This is a genomic window from Gordonia sp. Swx-4, assembly GCF_030316175.1.
In the GTDB taxonomy this organism is placed as follows: Bacteria; Actinomycetota; Actinomycetes; order Mycobacteriales; family Mycobacteriaceae; genus Gordonia; species Gordonia alkanivorans.
In genome coordinates, this window is the sequence record NZ_CP128197.1 from 1,932,733 (window position 1) to 1,946,575 (window position 13,843).

The following is a 13,843-nucleotide window of genomic DNA, read 5'->3' on the forward strand; positions in this document are numbered from 1 at the left end:
GATGTCGGACGCGCCGGCCCGGGTGGCCGACGAAATCCGCAGTGCCGCCGCACGACTGGCCGCCGCCGGGATCGACTCGGCGCGTCGGGACGCCGAATGGCTGATGGCGCACGTCCTCTCGTGTGATCCCGGGCGCCTGATCGTCGTCGACACGATCGACGACGCACGGCTCCGCGAGTTCCGGACGGCCGTCGAGCAGCGGACACGGCGAATCCCGTTGCAGCACATCGTCGGTAGCGCACCCTTCGGCCCGCTCGAACTGGCCGTGGGGCCGGGTGTGTTCATCCCGCGGCCGGAGACGGAGTATCTGCTCGAGTGGGCGGCGTCCGCCGCGGCGACCATGACGGACCCGGTGCGCATCGTCGATCTGTGCAGCGGGAGCGGTGCGCTGGCCATCGGCCTGGCAACGCTGGTCCGATCCGCGCGCGTGACCGCCGTCGAGGTGGACGACGATGCCTTGAAGTGGTTGCGGCGCAACGTGTCCGACGCACCTGCAGTGGTTCGGGAACGGCTGGACGTGGTGGCCGCGGATGTCACCGACGCCGAGCAGATCGGCAAGGCGATCCCGCCGGGCAGCGTCTCGGTCGTCGTGACCAACCCGCCCTACGTCCCGATGCGGTCCGAGGTCGGTCCGGAAGTGGACCACGATCCGGCGCGCGCCGTCTACGGCGGCGACGACGGCATGAGTGTGATCGTCCCGATGGTGCCGATCATCGCGACCATGCTCTCCGTGGGTGGTCTCGTCGGGATCGAACACGACGACACGACCTCGGGCGCCGTCGTCGACTGCCTACGCGCGCACGGCGCATTCGACGAGGTGACCGCCCGTACGGATCTGGCCGGCCGGCCGCGCTTCGTGACGGCCCGCCGGGTCGGCTGAGGCGCGCCCGCCGGGTCGGCTGAGGCGCGTCTGCCGGGGTGCCCGGCCGGTGGCATGAAAGGATGGACCGGTGAGCATTGTTTTCGACTGCAACGATCCGCAGAGCCGTTCGGCGGGCATTCGCGCGGCCGTCGGGGCGGCGAAGGCGGGACGCCTGGTGGTGATCCCCACCGACACGCTCTACGGAGTCGGTTGCGACGCCTTCGATTCCGACGCCGTCGGCTCGCTGCTCGCGGCCAAGCATCGGGGCCGGGACATGCCGGTGCCGGTTCTCGTCGGCTCCTGGCATTCCATCGACGGACTCGTGCTGTCCGTCCCGCAGGCCGCCCGTGACCTCATCGAGGCGTTCTGGCCCGGCGGACTGAGTCTCGTTGTCCGCCAGGCACCTTCGCTCGCCTGGGATCTCGGTGACACCGACGGCACGGTCATGCTGCGCATGCCGCTGCACCCGGTCGCCATCGAGCTCTTGCGCGAGGTCGGGCCGATGGCGGTGTCGAGCGCGAACGTCTCGGGGCGTCCGCCCGCCACCACGGTCGACGAGGCCCGTGAACAACTCGGCGACGAGATCTCGGTGTACCTCGACGGCGGGCCCGCGCCGGTCGCCCAGGCGTCGACGATCGTCGACGTGTCGGGCGCGCAGCCGCGGGTCCTGCGTGAGGGTGCCATCACGATCGAGGCCGTCGCCGAGGTCCTCGACGTCGACCCCGACTCACTGCGTGGGTGAGATGCCGCCGGGCATCGGTTCGACGGGTGACCCGCAGATCGACGCGCTGATCGAGCGGGAGTCGACCCGCCGGCGGACGTGGCTCCAGCTGCTCGCGAGCGAGACCGAACCGACTTCCGGGGTGCGGGCCGCGATGGCCTCGACCTTCGACTCGAAGTACGCCGAGGGGCGCCCCGGGTCCCGCTATCACGGCGGGTGCGAGGTCGTCGACGAGCTCGAGGAGCTCGCGATCGGCCGGGCGCGGGACCTCTTCGGCGCGGGTCACGTCGACGTCCAGCCGCTGTCGGGGAGTGCGGCGAATCTCGCCGTCCATGCCGCGTTCGCCCAACCGGGCGACCCCGTGCTCGCGCTGCGGCTCGAACACGGCGGGCACCAGACCCACGGTTCGCGCGCCAACTTCTCCGGGCGCTGGTTCTCGCCGCTGCACTACGAGGTGCGCCGCGACGATGAGCTCGTCGACTACGACCAGGTACGGGAACTCGCCCTGGTGCACCGGCCGCGGATGCTGGTCGCGGGCGCCACGTCGTATTCGCGCTCCTTCGACTACCCGCTGCTCCGCGAGATAGCCGACGAGGCCGAGTGCATCCTCCTGGTCGACGCCGCGCATCTCGCCGGACACGTCGCCGCCGGGCTCCTCCCGTCGCCGGTGCCGCACGCCGACGTCGTCACCTTCTCCACCAACAAGGTCTTCCGCGGGCCCCGCGGTGGCGTCATCCTGGCGCGCACCGAACATGCGGACGCGTTGCGCAAGGCGGTCCACCCGTTCATCCAGGGCGGTCCGTCCATGCACGCGATCGCCGCGAAGGCCGTCACCTTCCACGACGCCGGTACCGAGGAGTTCGCCGACTACGTGCGGGCGACCGCGCGCATCGCGACCGACCTCGCCGACGCGTTGACCGCCCGCGGGCTGCGCGTGGTCTCCGGGGGCACGGACATCCATCTCGCGGTGGTCGACGTCGCCGCGCTCGGCATCTCCGGGTCCGAGGCGCAGGATCGTCTCAACCGATCGGGGATCGTGGTCGACAAAGCCGTCCTGCCCTTCGACGAGCGTCCCGTCGCCGAGGGCTCGGGCATCCGGATCGGCACCCCGGCGGCCACCTCCCGGGGCCTGACCGCGGACATGATCCCGGCGGTCGCCGATGCGATGCTGGCCGCGATGTCGACCGACGATCTCGCGACGCACGATCGGATCCACCGTGAGATCAGCAGCCTCGCATGCGGGTAGCGTTGTCCGGGTGTCCGATACGTCCCCAGCGATCTCCACGGTGGGAGTGGTGAGCCGATGATCGACGCCGCCCCGGTGGTGCTCGCGGCCGCGACCGACGGGGGAGGGGCCGGTGTCCCGCTGCGCGAGTTGCTGCTCGTCGGTCTGACCGCTGCCGCGATGACGTATCTGCTGACCTCGGCGGTGCGCGTGTTCGCGATCAAGGCCGGCGCGGTCGCCGTACCGCGCGTGCGCGACGTCCACGTGATCCCGACCCCGCGACTCGGCGGTCTCGGCATGTTCGGCGGGGTGGTGGCCGGCATCGCGCTCGCCGCCAACCTGCCCGCACTCAACCGGGGATTCGCCTACACCACCGACATGACCGCGGTGATCACCGCGGGCACGGTGATCGTCCTGGTCGGTGTCGTCGACGACCGGTGGGGCCTCGACGCGCTGACGAAGTTCGTCGGGCAGCTGACCGCCGCCGGGGCGCTCGTTCTCCTCGGCATCTCCTGGATCCAGGTGCCGGTGCCGTTCGCCGACATCGGGACCATCGTGCTGGATCCGCTTCAGGCGGGCCTCCTCACCGTGGCCGTCACGGTGGCGACCATCAACGCGATCAACTTCGTCGACGGCCTCGACGGTCTCGCCGCCGGTCTAGGACTCATCGCCGCGGCCGCGATCTGCATGTTCTCGCTCGGCCTGCTCCGCGATCAGGGCGGCGACGTCAGCTACTACCCGCCGGCGCTCATCGCCGTCGCACTCGCCGGGGCCTGTCTCGGCTTCCTGCCGCACAACTTCTCGCCGGCCCGGATCTTCATGGGCGACTCCGGGGCGATGCTGATCGGGCTCATGCTGGCAGCCGCCTCGACGAGTGCGTCGGGTCGTATCGCGGTCAACGCTTACGGCCCGGCCGACATCTTCACCCTGCTGTCACCGCTGATCCTCGTGGCGGCCGTGGTCTTCATCCCGATGCTCGACATGCTGCTCGCGGTGATCCGCCGGACCCGTGCCGGAGTCGGCTTCTACACCCCGGACAAGATGCACCTGCACCACCGTCTGCTCGAACTCGGGCATTCCCAGCGCCGCGTCGCTCTGATCATCTACCTCTGGGTCGGGGTCCTGGCCTTCTCCGCCGCGGCGAGCACCCTGTTCCCGCTGTCGGTGGTCGCGCCCATGTTCGGCGGGGGACTGGTGGTCGCCCTGCTGGTCACGATGGCGCCCCGGTTGGAGCGCCGGTTTGCCGAGCTCAGGACTTCTACGAAAGCGTTCCGGTGAGGTCCAGGTGGGCTTCCGGTAATGTCCGGTTCCGACCGAGCGCACCCTTGGTAAGGGCACGGTAAAGCTCGTGTACTATCGGCCGTAGTAGTTGTGGCCCGGGCTCCGACGGTGATCGCCGGCGGTTCCCGCGAGCCGCGACTCATACCCCCCGGTAAGACCTTCGGGGTGGTGTTGGTAGGGTCACACCAAACGCGAGCTGTTGCCTGGCGGCCACTGGCTGCTGCACGCACGCGGGTGCCCCGTGCCGTCGGTATGGATTCAACGAGCTGAGGAGAGGGACATGGAGACTTCTGCCCCTGATTCAGCCCCCGTCTATCCGCAGGCGCCCACCGGTCTGCGTCGTCCGGCCCTTATCGCCGGAGGCGTGACGCTCGTGGTCGCGGTGGTCTCGATCCTCGTCGGTCATCCCCTCTTCGCAGTGTTCTTCCTGCTCGGAGTCGCGGGAATCCTGGTCAACGCACTGCTCGTCAAGCGTGCCGTCGACACGGTCACCGCCGAGTTGAACCCCCGCAAAACCGCACTTGCTCTCAACTCCGCCATGCGACTCGGTGCCATCACGGTGCTCGCTCTGCTGGCGGCGTTTCTGGTCCAACCCGACGGGTTGGGCGCGATGTTCGGACTCGCCATCGGCCAGGTGGTCTTGGTGCTGAACACGGTCATTCCGGTGATGAAAGGACTTCGTAGCCAACCATGACGACCGCCCTCTACCTAGCCGCAGAGGATGGAGAATCATCCATCCAGGTGGGTCATTACACCAAGTTCGAGCTCTTCGGGTTGACCTTCAACCTGGAGACCATCATCGCCACGGCGCTCGCGGCGGCGATCATGCTCGCGCTGGCGTTCTACCTGAAGTCCAAGGTCACCTCGACGGGTGTGCCGTCGGGTGTGCAGCTCTTCTGGGAGACCGTCACCGTCCAGATGCGCAGCCAGGTCGAGAGCGCCATCGGCATGAAGGTCGCCCCGTACGTCCTGCCGCTGGCCGTCTCCCTGTTCACCTTCATCCTGATCTCGAACTGGCTGTCGATCCTGCCGGTGCAGGTCGGTCACCACGAGATCCTCAAGCCGCCCGCCGCGGACGTGAACTTCGCCTACGCGCTCGCGGTCTTCGTCTTCATCTGGTACCAGGCGGCCGGCTTCAAGCAGCGTGGTCTGCTGGGCCACCCCAAGCGCATCCTGAAGGGTCACGTCACCTTCCTCGCACCGATCAACGTGATCGAGGAGTTCACCAAGCCGATCTCGCTCTCGCTGCGACTCTTCGGCAACGTGTTCGCCGGCAGCATGATGGTCGCCCTGATCGCACTGTTCCCGCCGTACATCATGTGGGCGCCCAACGCGATCTGGAAGTCCTTCGAGCTGTTCGTCGGCCTGATCCAGGCGTTCATCTTCGCGCTGCTGACGATCCTCTACTTCTCGCAGTCGATGGAGACCGAGGATCACTGACCGCCCGAGCAGGGCACCTCGCGGGGTGAGAACGCCGCGACCACAACCGCACATGACCGACCTGCGTCGGCGCCTGTCGTCGCAGCCACAGACCTGACACACCAGTTGTCAGCAACCGAAAGGGAAATATCACAATGGATCCTTACATTGGCCTCGGCGCACTCATCGGTGGCGGCCTGATCATGGCCGGTGGCGCCGTTGGTGCCGGTATCGGTAACGGCCTGGCCGGTAGCCAGCTCATCGCCGGTATCGCTCGCCAGCCGGAGGCTCAGGGTCGTCTGTTCACCCCGTTCTTCATCACCGTTGGTCTGGTTGAGGCCGCTTACTTCATCAACCTGGCCTTCATGGCGCTCTTCGTGTTCGCCACCCCGATCAGCGCCGGCTGATCACCGCTCTCCCTTTTGTCGCCGAGTAGAAACGACACCTCACCACAATGACGCTTGCTGCAGAGAACTTCCTGCTTCCGAATGGAACGTTCTTCGTTGTCCTGCTCATCTTCGTGATTTTGCTGCTGGTCATCCGCAAGTTCGTGGTTCCGCCGATTCAGCAGGTCCTCGAGGAGCGGGACGAGATGATCCACCGCACCGCGGAGGACAATCGGACTGCCGCCGCCGAATTCGAGGATGCGGACGTGCAGTTCCGTTCGCTCCTCAAGGAAGCGCGCGGTGAGGCCACCGCCAAGCGCGACGAAGCTCGCGCCGAGGGCCGTGAACAGCTGAACGAGATGAAGCAGCGAGCGACCGCCGAGGCCGACGCTGCCCTGCAGTCGACCAGCTCCGAGCTGGCGGCTCAGGGTGAGCAGGCGGCATCGACGGCTGCAGCTGATGTGGACACACTCGCCAAGACCCTCGCGGCGCGTGTGCTCGGTGTCGACTCGGCCACTCTTTCCGACACCCGATCGACGAGCGGAGCGGTGAACTGATGGCTGCCAACACTGAGACCGAATCCGACCAGGGCCCCATCGGTACCTGGCTCCACGACATCGGTGCTGCTTTCGACCCTGCGATCTTCATCGCTCAGCTCTTCGGCTTCGCGGTCATCATCTTCCTGCTGTGGAAGTACGTCCGCCCGCCGGTGCAGAAGATGATGCGTGATCGGCAGGAGACGGTGCGCACCCAACTCGCCGAGGCCGAAGCCGCCAAGAAGCGGGTCGCCGAAGGCAAGAAGGCTCGTGAGAAGGCCGTGACCGAGGCCAAGGCCGAGGCCGAGCAGCTGAAGAAGGACGCCGCGGCCGATGCCGAGGCGATCACCTCCGACATCCGCGCCCAGGCCGATCACGAGGTCAAGCGCATCTCCGAGCACGGCCGCAACCAGGTCGCGCTGGTGCGGGCGAACCTGGTTCGTCAGCTTCGTACCGACCTCGGTCTCGCCGCGGTCGACAAGGCCGGCGAACTCGTGCGCAACCACCTCGCCGACGACTCGGCCCAGGCCGCGAGTGTCGACCGGGTCATCGACGAGCTCGAGGAGATGTCCTCCGGATCGTCGTCGGCGGTTCCGTCGAGCGCCAAGCTCGTCGGTCTGCACGCCATGCGTGCCGCCAGCCGCGACGCCGCTCTCGCGGTGTCGGACAAGTTCGACTCGGCTGCGAGCGATCTCGACGGTGCGGCGCTCGCCGCGGCGTCGGGTGATCTGACCGCGGCCATCAACCTCCTCGGCGAGAACCCGGTGCTGCGCAAGCGACTGGTCGAGGACGACGAGAACGCCGCCGGCAAGAACTCGCTGGTGCACACCCTGTTCGACGGCAAGGTGGCCGCGGTGGTCGTGGAGGTTCTCGCAACCGCCTCGACTCAGCGCTGGTCGTCGTCGGGCGACTTCATCACCGCCCTGCGTCGCCAGAACTCGCTGATCGTGCTCACCGCCGCCGAGCGTGACGGGGTCATCGAGCAGGTCGAGGACGAGCTGTTCCGGGTCAGCCGGATCCTGGAGGCCAACCCGCAGCTCGCGTCGCTGCTCTCCGATCACGGCAAGGACGCCGACAAGCGCGTCGACCTCCTGCAGAAGCTGGTGGGGGAGAAGGTCAGCGGCCACACCTGGACGCTGCTGTCCTCGACCGTCCGCCTGCTGAACGGTCAGGCCGCCGATGTCGCCGTCGATCAGCTCGCCGAGCTGGCCGCCGCCCGACGCGGCGAATCGGTCGCCCACGTCGTGTCGGCCTCCGAACTGGCCGACGCACAGGTCGAGCGCCTCGCGACCGTCCTCGGCGGGATCTACGGCCGCACCATCTCGGTGCAGACCGAGGTCCAGCCCGAACTGCTGGGCGGCCTGCGGATCAGCGTCGGCGACGAGGTCATCGACGCCGATGTCGCCACGCGCCTCGCGAAGGCAGCCGAGACGCTGCCGCGCTGACGCAGCTCGACCCTGACCACCCGAACACCCAAGCCCGAGCCCTAAAGCCTCAGAGCTAATCAAGGAAAGACGAGAACCCATGGCGGAGTTGACGATCTCACCAGACGAGATTAAGGGAGCGATCGAGCAGTACGTCTCGTCGTTCGAAGCCGAAGCGTCGCGTGACGAGGTCGGTATGATCACCGATACGTCGGACGGTATCGCTCACGTCAGCGGACTGCCCAGCGCAATGGCCAACGAGCTCCTCGAGTTCCCCGGCGGCGTCCTCGGCGTCGCGCTGAACCTCGACGAGGACGAGATCGGCGCCGTCATCCTGGGTGACTACGAGTCCCTGGAAGAAGGCCAGCAGGTCAGCCGTACCGGCAACGTGCTCTCCGTGCCCGTCGGCGACGCCTTCCTCGGCCGCGTGGTCGATCCCCTCGGCGCCCCGATCGACGGACAGGGCGACATCGAGGCGGAAGAGCAGCGCGTCCTGGAGCTGCAGGCCGCCTCGGTGCTCGAGCGCCAGCCCGTCGAGGAGTCCCTCGCCACCGGCATCAAGGCCATCGACGCCATGACCGCCATCGGCCGCGGACAGCGTCAGCTCGTCATCGGCGACCGCAAGACCGGCAAGACCGCCGTCTGCATCGACGCCATCCTGAACCAGAAGGCCAACTGGGAGACCGGCGACCCCACCAAGCAGGTCCGCTGCATCTACGTCGCGATCGGCCAGAAGGGTTCGACCATCGCCGGCGTCAAGTCCGCTCTCGAAGAGGCCGGCGCGATGGAGTACACCACCATCGTGGCGGCCCCGGCCTCGGACTCGGCCGGCTTCAAGTGGCTCGCCCCGTACACCGGTTCGGCCATCGGCCAGCACTGGATGTACCAGGGCAAGCACGTCCTCATCGTGTTCGACGACCTGACCAAGCAGGCCGAGGCTTACCGCGCCATCTCGCTGCTGCTGCGCCGCCCGCCGGGCCGCGAGGCATACCCGGGTGACGTCTTCTACTTGCACTCGCGCCTCCTGGAGCGTTGTGCGAAGCTCTCCGACGAGCTCGGCGGCGGCTCGATGACCGGTCTGCCGATCATCGAGACCAAGGCGAACGACGTCTCTGCGTTCATCCCGACCAACGTCATCTCGATCACCGACGGCCAGGTCTTCCTGGAGTCGGACCTGTTCAACAAGGGTGTCCGCCCCGCCATCAACGTCGGTACCTCGGTGTCGCGCGTCGGTGGTGCCGCACAGACCAAGGGCCTCAAGAAGGTCTCGGGTTCGCTGCGTCTGGAGCTGGCCCAGTTCCGCGAGCTGGAGGCCTTCTCGGCCTTCGCCTCCGACCTCGACGATGCGTCGAAGGCGCAGCTCGAGCGCGGTGCCCGCTGGGTCGAGATGCTCAAGCAGGACCAGTACAGCCCCTTCTCGGTCGAGGACCAGATCGTCTCGATCTACCTCTGCGGTGAGGGTCACTACGACTCGGTGCCGGTCGACGACGTGCGCAACTTCGAGACCCAGCTGCTGAGCCACCTGCACCACAACGCGAAGGGTGTCTACGACTCGATCGCCGGCGGCAAGGCGCTCGCCGACGACCAGGCCGAGGCCCTCGTCGCCGAGACCAACAAGTTCAAGAACGGCTACCTCACCCACGACGGCCGTCGCGTGGTCAACGAGGCCGAGGCGCAGGCAATGGATGCCGAGAACGTCGAGAACGAAGAGATCAAGATCCGCAAGTGATCTCAGACGTCAACGGACATTGCGATAAGGAAGGGGTGAGGGCTCATGGCCAGCATTCGTGAGCTGCGCTCACGCATCCGGTCGGTCCAGTCGACCAAGAAGATCACCAAGGCTCAGGAGCTGATCGCGACCTCGCGTATCACGAAGGCCCAGGGTCGCGTCGCGGCGGCGAAGCCGTACTCGGAAGAGATGACGACGGTGCTCTCCGAGCTCGCGAGCAACTCGGGCTACCTGGACAACCCGCTGCTGAACGAGCGTGAGAATCCCAAGCGTGCGGCGATCCTGGTGGTCACCAGCGATCGCGGTATGTGCGGTGGTTACAACGCCAACGTGCTCAAGGCGACCCGTGAGCTCATCGCGCTGCTGCGCGAGGAGGGCAAGGAAGCCGTGCTCTTCGTGATGGGTCGAAAGGGTGTGGGGTTCTTCAACTTCCGCGGCCTGACCGTCTCGGATTCGTGGACCGGCTTCTCGGAGGCCCCGAAGTACTCCGACGCCAGCACCGCGACGCAGTTCCTGGTGGATCTGTTCGTGGCCGGCTCGGGCACCGAGGTCGAGCGTCCGGGTGGCGACGGCGTCCTCGAGGGCGTCGACGAACTGCACCTGGTCTACACCCGGTTCCAGTCGATGCTGTCGCAGGTGCCGGAGGTTCGCCGGGTGGCGCCGCTGGTCGTGTCCGAGGACGACGATCCGTCCGACGACACCCCGTCCCGGAACTACACGTTCGAGCCGGGTGCGGATGCGCTGCTCGACGCGCTGCTGCCGAAGTACGTGGCAACGCGGGTGTACGCGGCACTGCTGGATTCGGCCGCGTCGGAGTCGGCTGCTCGCCGTACCGCCATGAAGGCGGCGACCGACAACGCCGAGGAACTGGCCAAGACGCTGTCGCGTGAGGCCAACCAGCTCCGCCAGGCCCAGATCACCCAGGAAATCAGCGAGATCGTCGGTGGTTCGAGCGCACTGGCCACCTAGCCACCGCGCCCCCGAGTCCTGACGACGAGAACCAATACTTCGATCAAGAGGAAGTGACCCAAGCACCATGACCGCAGCAGTAGAAAACCCCTCCGCGCAGTCGGCGGGTTCCGCCGACGGGCGGGTCGTCCGCATCATCGGCCCCGTGGTCGACGTCGAGTTCCCCCGCGGCTCGATCCCTGAGCTGTTCAACGCCCTGCACGCCGAGGTCACCCTCTCCTCGGTTGCCAAGACCCTGACCCTCGAGGTCGCGCAGCACCTCGGCGACAACCTGGTGCGCACCATCTCGATGCAGCCCACCGACGGCCTGGTCCGCGGTGCGCCCGTCTCCGACACCGGCAAGTCGATCGTCGTGCCGGTCGGCGACGTCGTGAAGGGCCACGTTTTCAACGCCCTCGGCGACTGCCTCGACAGCCCCGGCCTGGGTCGTGATGGCGAGCAGTGGAGCATCCACCGCAAGCCTCCGGCCTTCGACGAGCTCGAGGGCAAGACCGAGATCCTCGAGACCGGTATCAAGGTCATCGACCTGCTGACCCCGTACGTCAAGGGCGGCAAGATCGGTCTGTTCGGTGGTGCGGGCGTCGGCAAGACCGTCCTCATCCAGGAGATGATCACGCGTATCGCGCGTGAGTTCTCCGGCACCTCGGTGTTCGCCGGCGTCGGCGAGCGCACCCGTGAGGGCACCGACCTCCACCTCGAGATGGAGGAGATGGGCGTTCTCCAGGACACCGCCTTGGTGTTCGGTCAGATGGACGAGCCGCCGGGCACGCGTATGCGCGTGGCGCTGTCGGCGCTGACCATGGCGGAGTACTTCCGCGATGTGAAGCACCAGGACGTGCTGCTGTTCATCGACAACATCTTCCGCTTCACGCAGGCGGGCTCGGAGGTCTCGACCCTCCTCGGCCGTATGCCGTCCGCGGTGGGTTACCAGCCGACCCTGGCCGACGAGATGGGCGAGCTCCAGGAGCGCATCACCTCGACCAAGGGCCGCTCGATCACCTCGCTGCAGGCGATCTACGTCCCCGCCGACGACTACACCGACCCGGCGCCGGCGACCACCTTCGCGCACCTCGATGCGACCACCGAGCTCTCGCGTCCGATCTCGCAGCTGGGTATCTACCCGGCCGTGGACCCGCTGACCTCGACCTCGCGAATCCTCGAGGCCTCGATCGTGGGCGACGAGCACTTCCGCGTCGCCAACGAGGTCAAGCGCATCCTGCAGAAGTACAAGGAGCTGCAGGACATCATCGCCATCCTCGGTATGGACGAGCTCTCCGAAGAGGACAAGGTCACGGTGCAGCGTGCTCGCCGTATCCAGAAGTTCCTCGGCCAGAACTTCCTCGTCGCCGAGAAGTTCACCGGTCAGAAGGGCTCGGTCGTCCCGCTCGCGGACACCATCGAGGCATTCGACCGTGTCGCCAAGGGCGAGTTCGACCACCTGCCCGAGCAGGCGTTCAACAGCTGCGGTGGACTCGACGACGTGGAGGCCGCCGCCGCCAAGATCGCCGGAAAGTAGCGGTAATCCATGGCTGAGAAGTCCTTCCACGTGGAGGTTGTCTCCGCGGATTCGAGCCTGTACTCGGGCGAGGCCACGTTCCTGATCGCGCAGACCACGGTCGGCGAGCTGGGCATCCTGGCCAACCACGAGCCGCTCCTGGGCCAGCTGGTCCCGGGTGGCTTCGTGGTGATCGTCGAGGAGAACGGCAATCGCCGCGCGGCCGCGGTCGAGGGCGGATTCCTGTCCGTCACCGGCGAGGCCGTCACAGTGCTCGCGGAGTCGGCCGACTGGGCCGACGACGTCGACGTCAACGCGGAGAAGACCGCACTCGAGCAGGCTGAGCCGGACTCCCCGGAGTACCACCGTGCTCACGCGCGTTTGACTGCGGCACAGCAGCTTTCGAAGTAGCACCCGCGCTCGCGCGACGGTCACCTCGGCCGGTCATCGGATATGCATCCGGTGACCGGCCGAGGTCGTTTCGCGCCCGATGTGCGTGATCTGGCATGCTGGATCCACAGCCCTTGTCCCGCTCGTCGGGTCATGCCGTCGATGATCGATCAGGATCTCCGACGGCGGACCGGACGTTTGCGGTGACCGCACAAAGGAGTAGGTGATGACGCTGCTGGTCGTATTGCTCAGTGTGCTGCTGGCGGTGGCCGTCATCGTCTGCGTTCTGCTCGCGGTGCGTCTGGCCCAGCTCCGACGCGTCGGCACCCCGATCCTGCTGCGCACCATCCCCGCAGAGGTAGATCACGGCTGGCGTCACGGCACGGTGCACTACAGCGACGACTCGCTGCGCTACTACCGGCTGGCCTCACTGCGTCCGGGCCCCAACGTCACCTTCGCCCGTCAGGGCATCGAGATCGCGGGCCGGCGACGCCCCGAGGGAACCGAGATGGAGATCCTCGACGGCATGGTGATCCTGCAGGTACAGACCACCGGCAAGACCCACACCATCGGCAAGGGTTCCGATGGTGCGGGCTCGGACGGCAAGGTCAAGGACGGTTACGAGCTCGCCATGGGCCCGGGCGCGGTCACCGCGTTCCAGTCCTGGCTGGAGTCCCGGCAGTCTGCACGGTCACAGCGGCGCAAGAGCGCCTGAGTCCGTCAGACGGGCGGGATCGTCCTGTCTCCGGGGCCTACCAGGTCTCGGACCTCTCAGCTGTCGGACGACTCCGGACGCTCCCGGTTGCCGCCCGGAACCCACTTCACGTCACCGAGGGTGCCGTCGGGAGCCCGGTTGGCCACCCGCGACAGGATGAACAGCAGGTCGGACAGGCGGTTGAGGTACTTCGCCGGAAGGACGCTCGTGTTGTCCGGATAGGCGGCCACCGCGGCCCACGCCGAACGTTCCGCGCGACGGGTCACCGTGCGGGCCTGATGCAGTAGTGCCGCCAACGGGGTTCCGCCCGGCAGGATGAACGAGTCCAACGGCGGAAGCTCGGAGCCGAAGTCGTCGCACCAGCCCTCGAGGGCGTCGATGTACTCCTGGGCGATCCGCAGCGGCGGGTACTCCGGGTTCTCGACGATCGGCGAGGACAGGTCGGCGCCGGCGTCGAACAGGTCGTTCTGCACGGTGGACAACACCGCGGCGATGTCGGCGGGTACGTCACCGCCGAGAGCCAACGCCATGCCGATCGCGCCGTTGGCTTCGTCACAGTCGGCATAGGCGACAACACGCGGATCGGTCTTGGGAACGCGCGAGAAGTCACTCAAACCGGTCGAACCGTCGTCGCCGGTGCGGGTGTAGATCCTCGTCAGATGAACAGCCATGCGTTGAATGTACTGCGTGC

At 67.3% G+C, this 13,843-nt stretch carries 15 protein-coding genes; 14 read left to right on the plus strand and 1 reads right to left on the minus strand.

From position 1 onward, the window contains the following. The first annotated feature begins 1 nt into the window (after window position 1). The 14 genes from prmC (at window position 2) to PWF70_RS08940 (ending at window position 13,152) form a co-directional block, all read left to right on the plus strand. On the plus strand, window positions 2-880 hold the full coding sequence (gene prmC / locus PWF70_RS08875; protein WP_006360517.1) for a peptide chain release factor N(5)-glutamine methyltransferase: 879 nt from the start codon (window positions 2-4) through the stop codon (window positions 878-880). Window positions 881-950: 70 nt separating this feature from the next. Next, entirely contained in the window at window positions 951-1,604 is a 654-nt protein-coding gene (locus PWF70_RS08880) for an L-threonylcarbamoyladenylate synthase (RefSeq protein ID WP_006360518.1), read from the plus strand. A 1-nt stretch (window position 1,605) separates the two neighbouring features. Next, the gene (gene glyA, locus PWF70_RS08885; protein WP_081474369.1) at window positions 1,606-2,829 is read left to right on the plus strand and encodes a serine hydroxymethyltransferase; all 1,224 of its coding nucleotides are present in this window, start codon (window positions 1,606-1,608) and stop codon (window positions 2,827-2,829) included. 57 nt (window positions 2,830-2,886) lie between these two features. After that, a complete protein-coding gene (locus PWF70_RS08890; RefSeq protein WP_286352925.1) occupies window positions 2,887-4,086 on the plus strand; it encodes a glycosyltransferase family 4 protein in 1,200 nt (399 codons plus the stop codon). A 283-nt stretch (window positions 4,087-4,369) separates the two neighbouring features. Further along, window positions 4,370-4,783 carry a hypothetical protein gene (locus tag PWF70_RS08895; protein ID WP_006360521.1) on the plus strand — a complete coding sequence of 138 codons (414 nt, stop codon included), beginning with the start codon at window positions 4,370-4,372 and terminating at the stop codon, window positions 4,781-4,783. Continuing rightward, window positions 4,780-5,529, plus strand: a complete 750-nt coding sequence (gene atpB / locus PWF70_RS08900) for a F0F1 ATP synthase subunit A (protein ID WP_006360522.1) — start codon at window positions 4,780-4,782, stop codon at window positions 5,527-5,529. The genes PWF70_RS08895 and atpB overlap by 4 nt, the downstream gene beginning before the upstream one ends. A gap of 134 nt (window positions 5,530-5,663) precedes the next feature. Further along, the gene (locus PWF70_RS08905) at window positions 5,664-5,915 is read left to right on the plus strand and encodes a F0F1 ATP synthase subunit C (protein WP_006360523.1); all 252 of its coding nucleotides are present in this window, start codon (window positions 5,664-5,666) and stop codon (window positions 5,913-5,915) included. A gap of 47 nt (window positions 5,916-5,962) precedes the next feature. After that, a complete protein-coding gene (locus PWF70_RS08910; RefSeq protein WP_006360524.1) occupies window positions 5,963-6,451 on the plus strand; it encodes a F0F1 ATP synthase subunit B in 489 nt (162 codons plus the stop codon). Then, window positions 6,451-7,875: a F0F1 ATP synthase subunit B/delta gene (locus PWF70_RS08915; RefSeq protein ID WP_006360525.1), complete on the plus strand. Its 1,425-nt coding sequence runs from the start codon at window positions 6,451-6,453 to the stop codon at window positions 7,873-7,875. The genes PWF70_RS08910 and PWF70_RS08915 overlap by 1 nt, the downstream gene beginning before the upstream one ends. Window positions 7,876-7,954: 79 nt before the next feature. Continuing rightward, window positions 7,955-9,583 (plus strand): F0F1 ATP synthase subunit alpha, encoded by a 1,629-nt coding sequence (gene atpA, locus PWF70_RS08920; protein ID WP_006360526.1) that lies wholly within the window; start codon window positions 7,955-7,957, stop codon window positions 9,581-9,583. A gap of 45 nt (window positions 9,584-9,628) precedes the next feature. Further along, window positions 9,629-10,552 carry a F0F1 ATP synthase subunit gamma gene (locus tag PWF70_RS08925; RefSeq protein WP_005194832.1) on the plus strand — a complete coding sequence of 308 codons (924 nt, stop codon included), beginning with the start codon at window positions 9,629-9,631 and terminating at the stop codon, window positions 10,550-10,552. Between the two features lie 67 nt (window positions 10,553-10,619). After that, entirely contained in the window at window positions 10,620-12,068 is a 1,449-nt protein-coding gene (gene atpD, locus PWF70_RS08930) for a F0F1 ATP synthase subunit beta (RefSeq protein WP_006360527.1), read from the plus strand. A 9-nt stretch (window positions 12,069-12,077) separates the two neighbouring features. Further along, complete coding sequence (locus tag PWF70_RS08935; RefSeq protein WP_006360528.1) at window positions 12,078-12,458, plus strand: F0F1 ATP synthase subunit epsilon; 381 nt, start codon at window positions 12,078-12,080, stop codon at window positions 12,456-12,458. 205 nt (window positions 12,459-12,663) lie between these two features. After that, on the plus strand, window positions 12,664-13,152 hold the full coding sequence (locus tag PWF70_RS08940) for a DUF2550 domain-containing protein (protein WP_006360529.1): 489 nt from the start codon (window positions 12,664-12,666) through the stop codon (window positions 13,150-13,152). A 56-nt stretch (window positions 13,153-13,208) separates the two neighbouring features. Here the strand turns inward: PWF70_RS08940 and PWF70_RS08945 are convergent, their stop codons facing one another. Continuing rightward, on the minus strand, window positions 13,209-13,823 hold the full coding sequence (locus tag PWF70_RS08945) for a cob(I)yrinic acid a,c-diamide adenosyltransferase (RefSeq protein ID WP_006360530.1): 615 nt from the start codon (window positions 13,821-13,823) through the stop codon (window positions 13,209-13,211). Window positions 13,824-13,843: the final 20 nt, after the last annotated feature.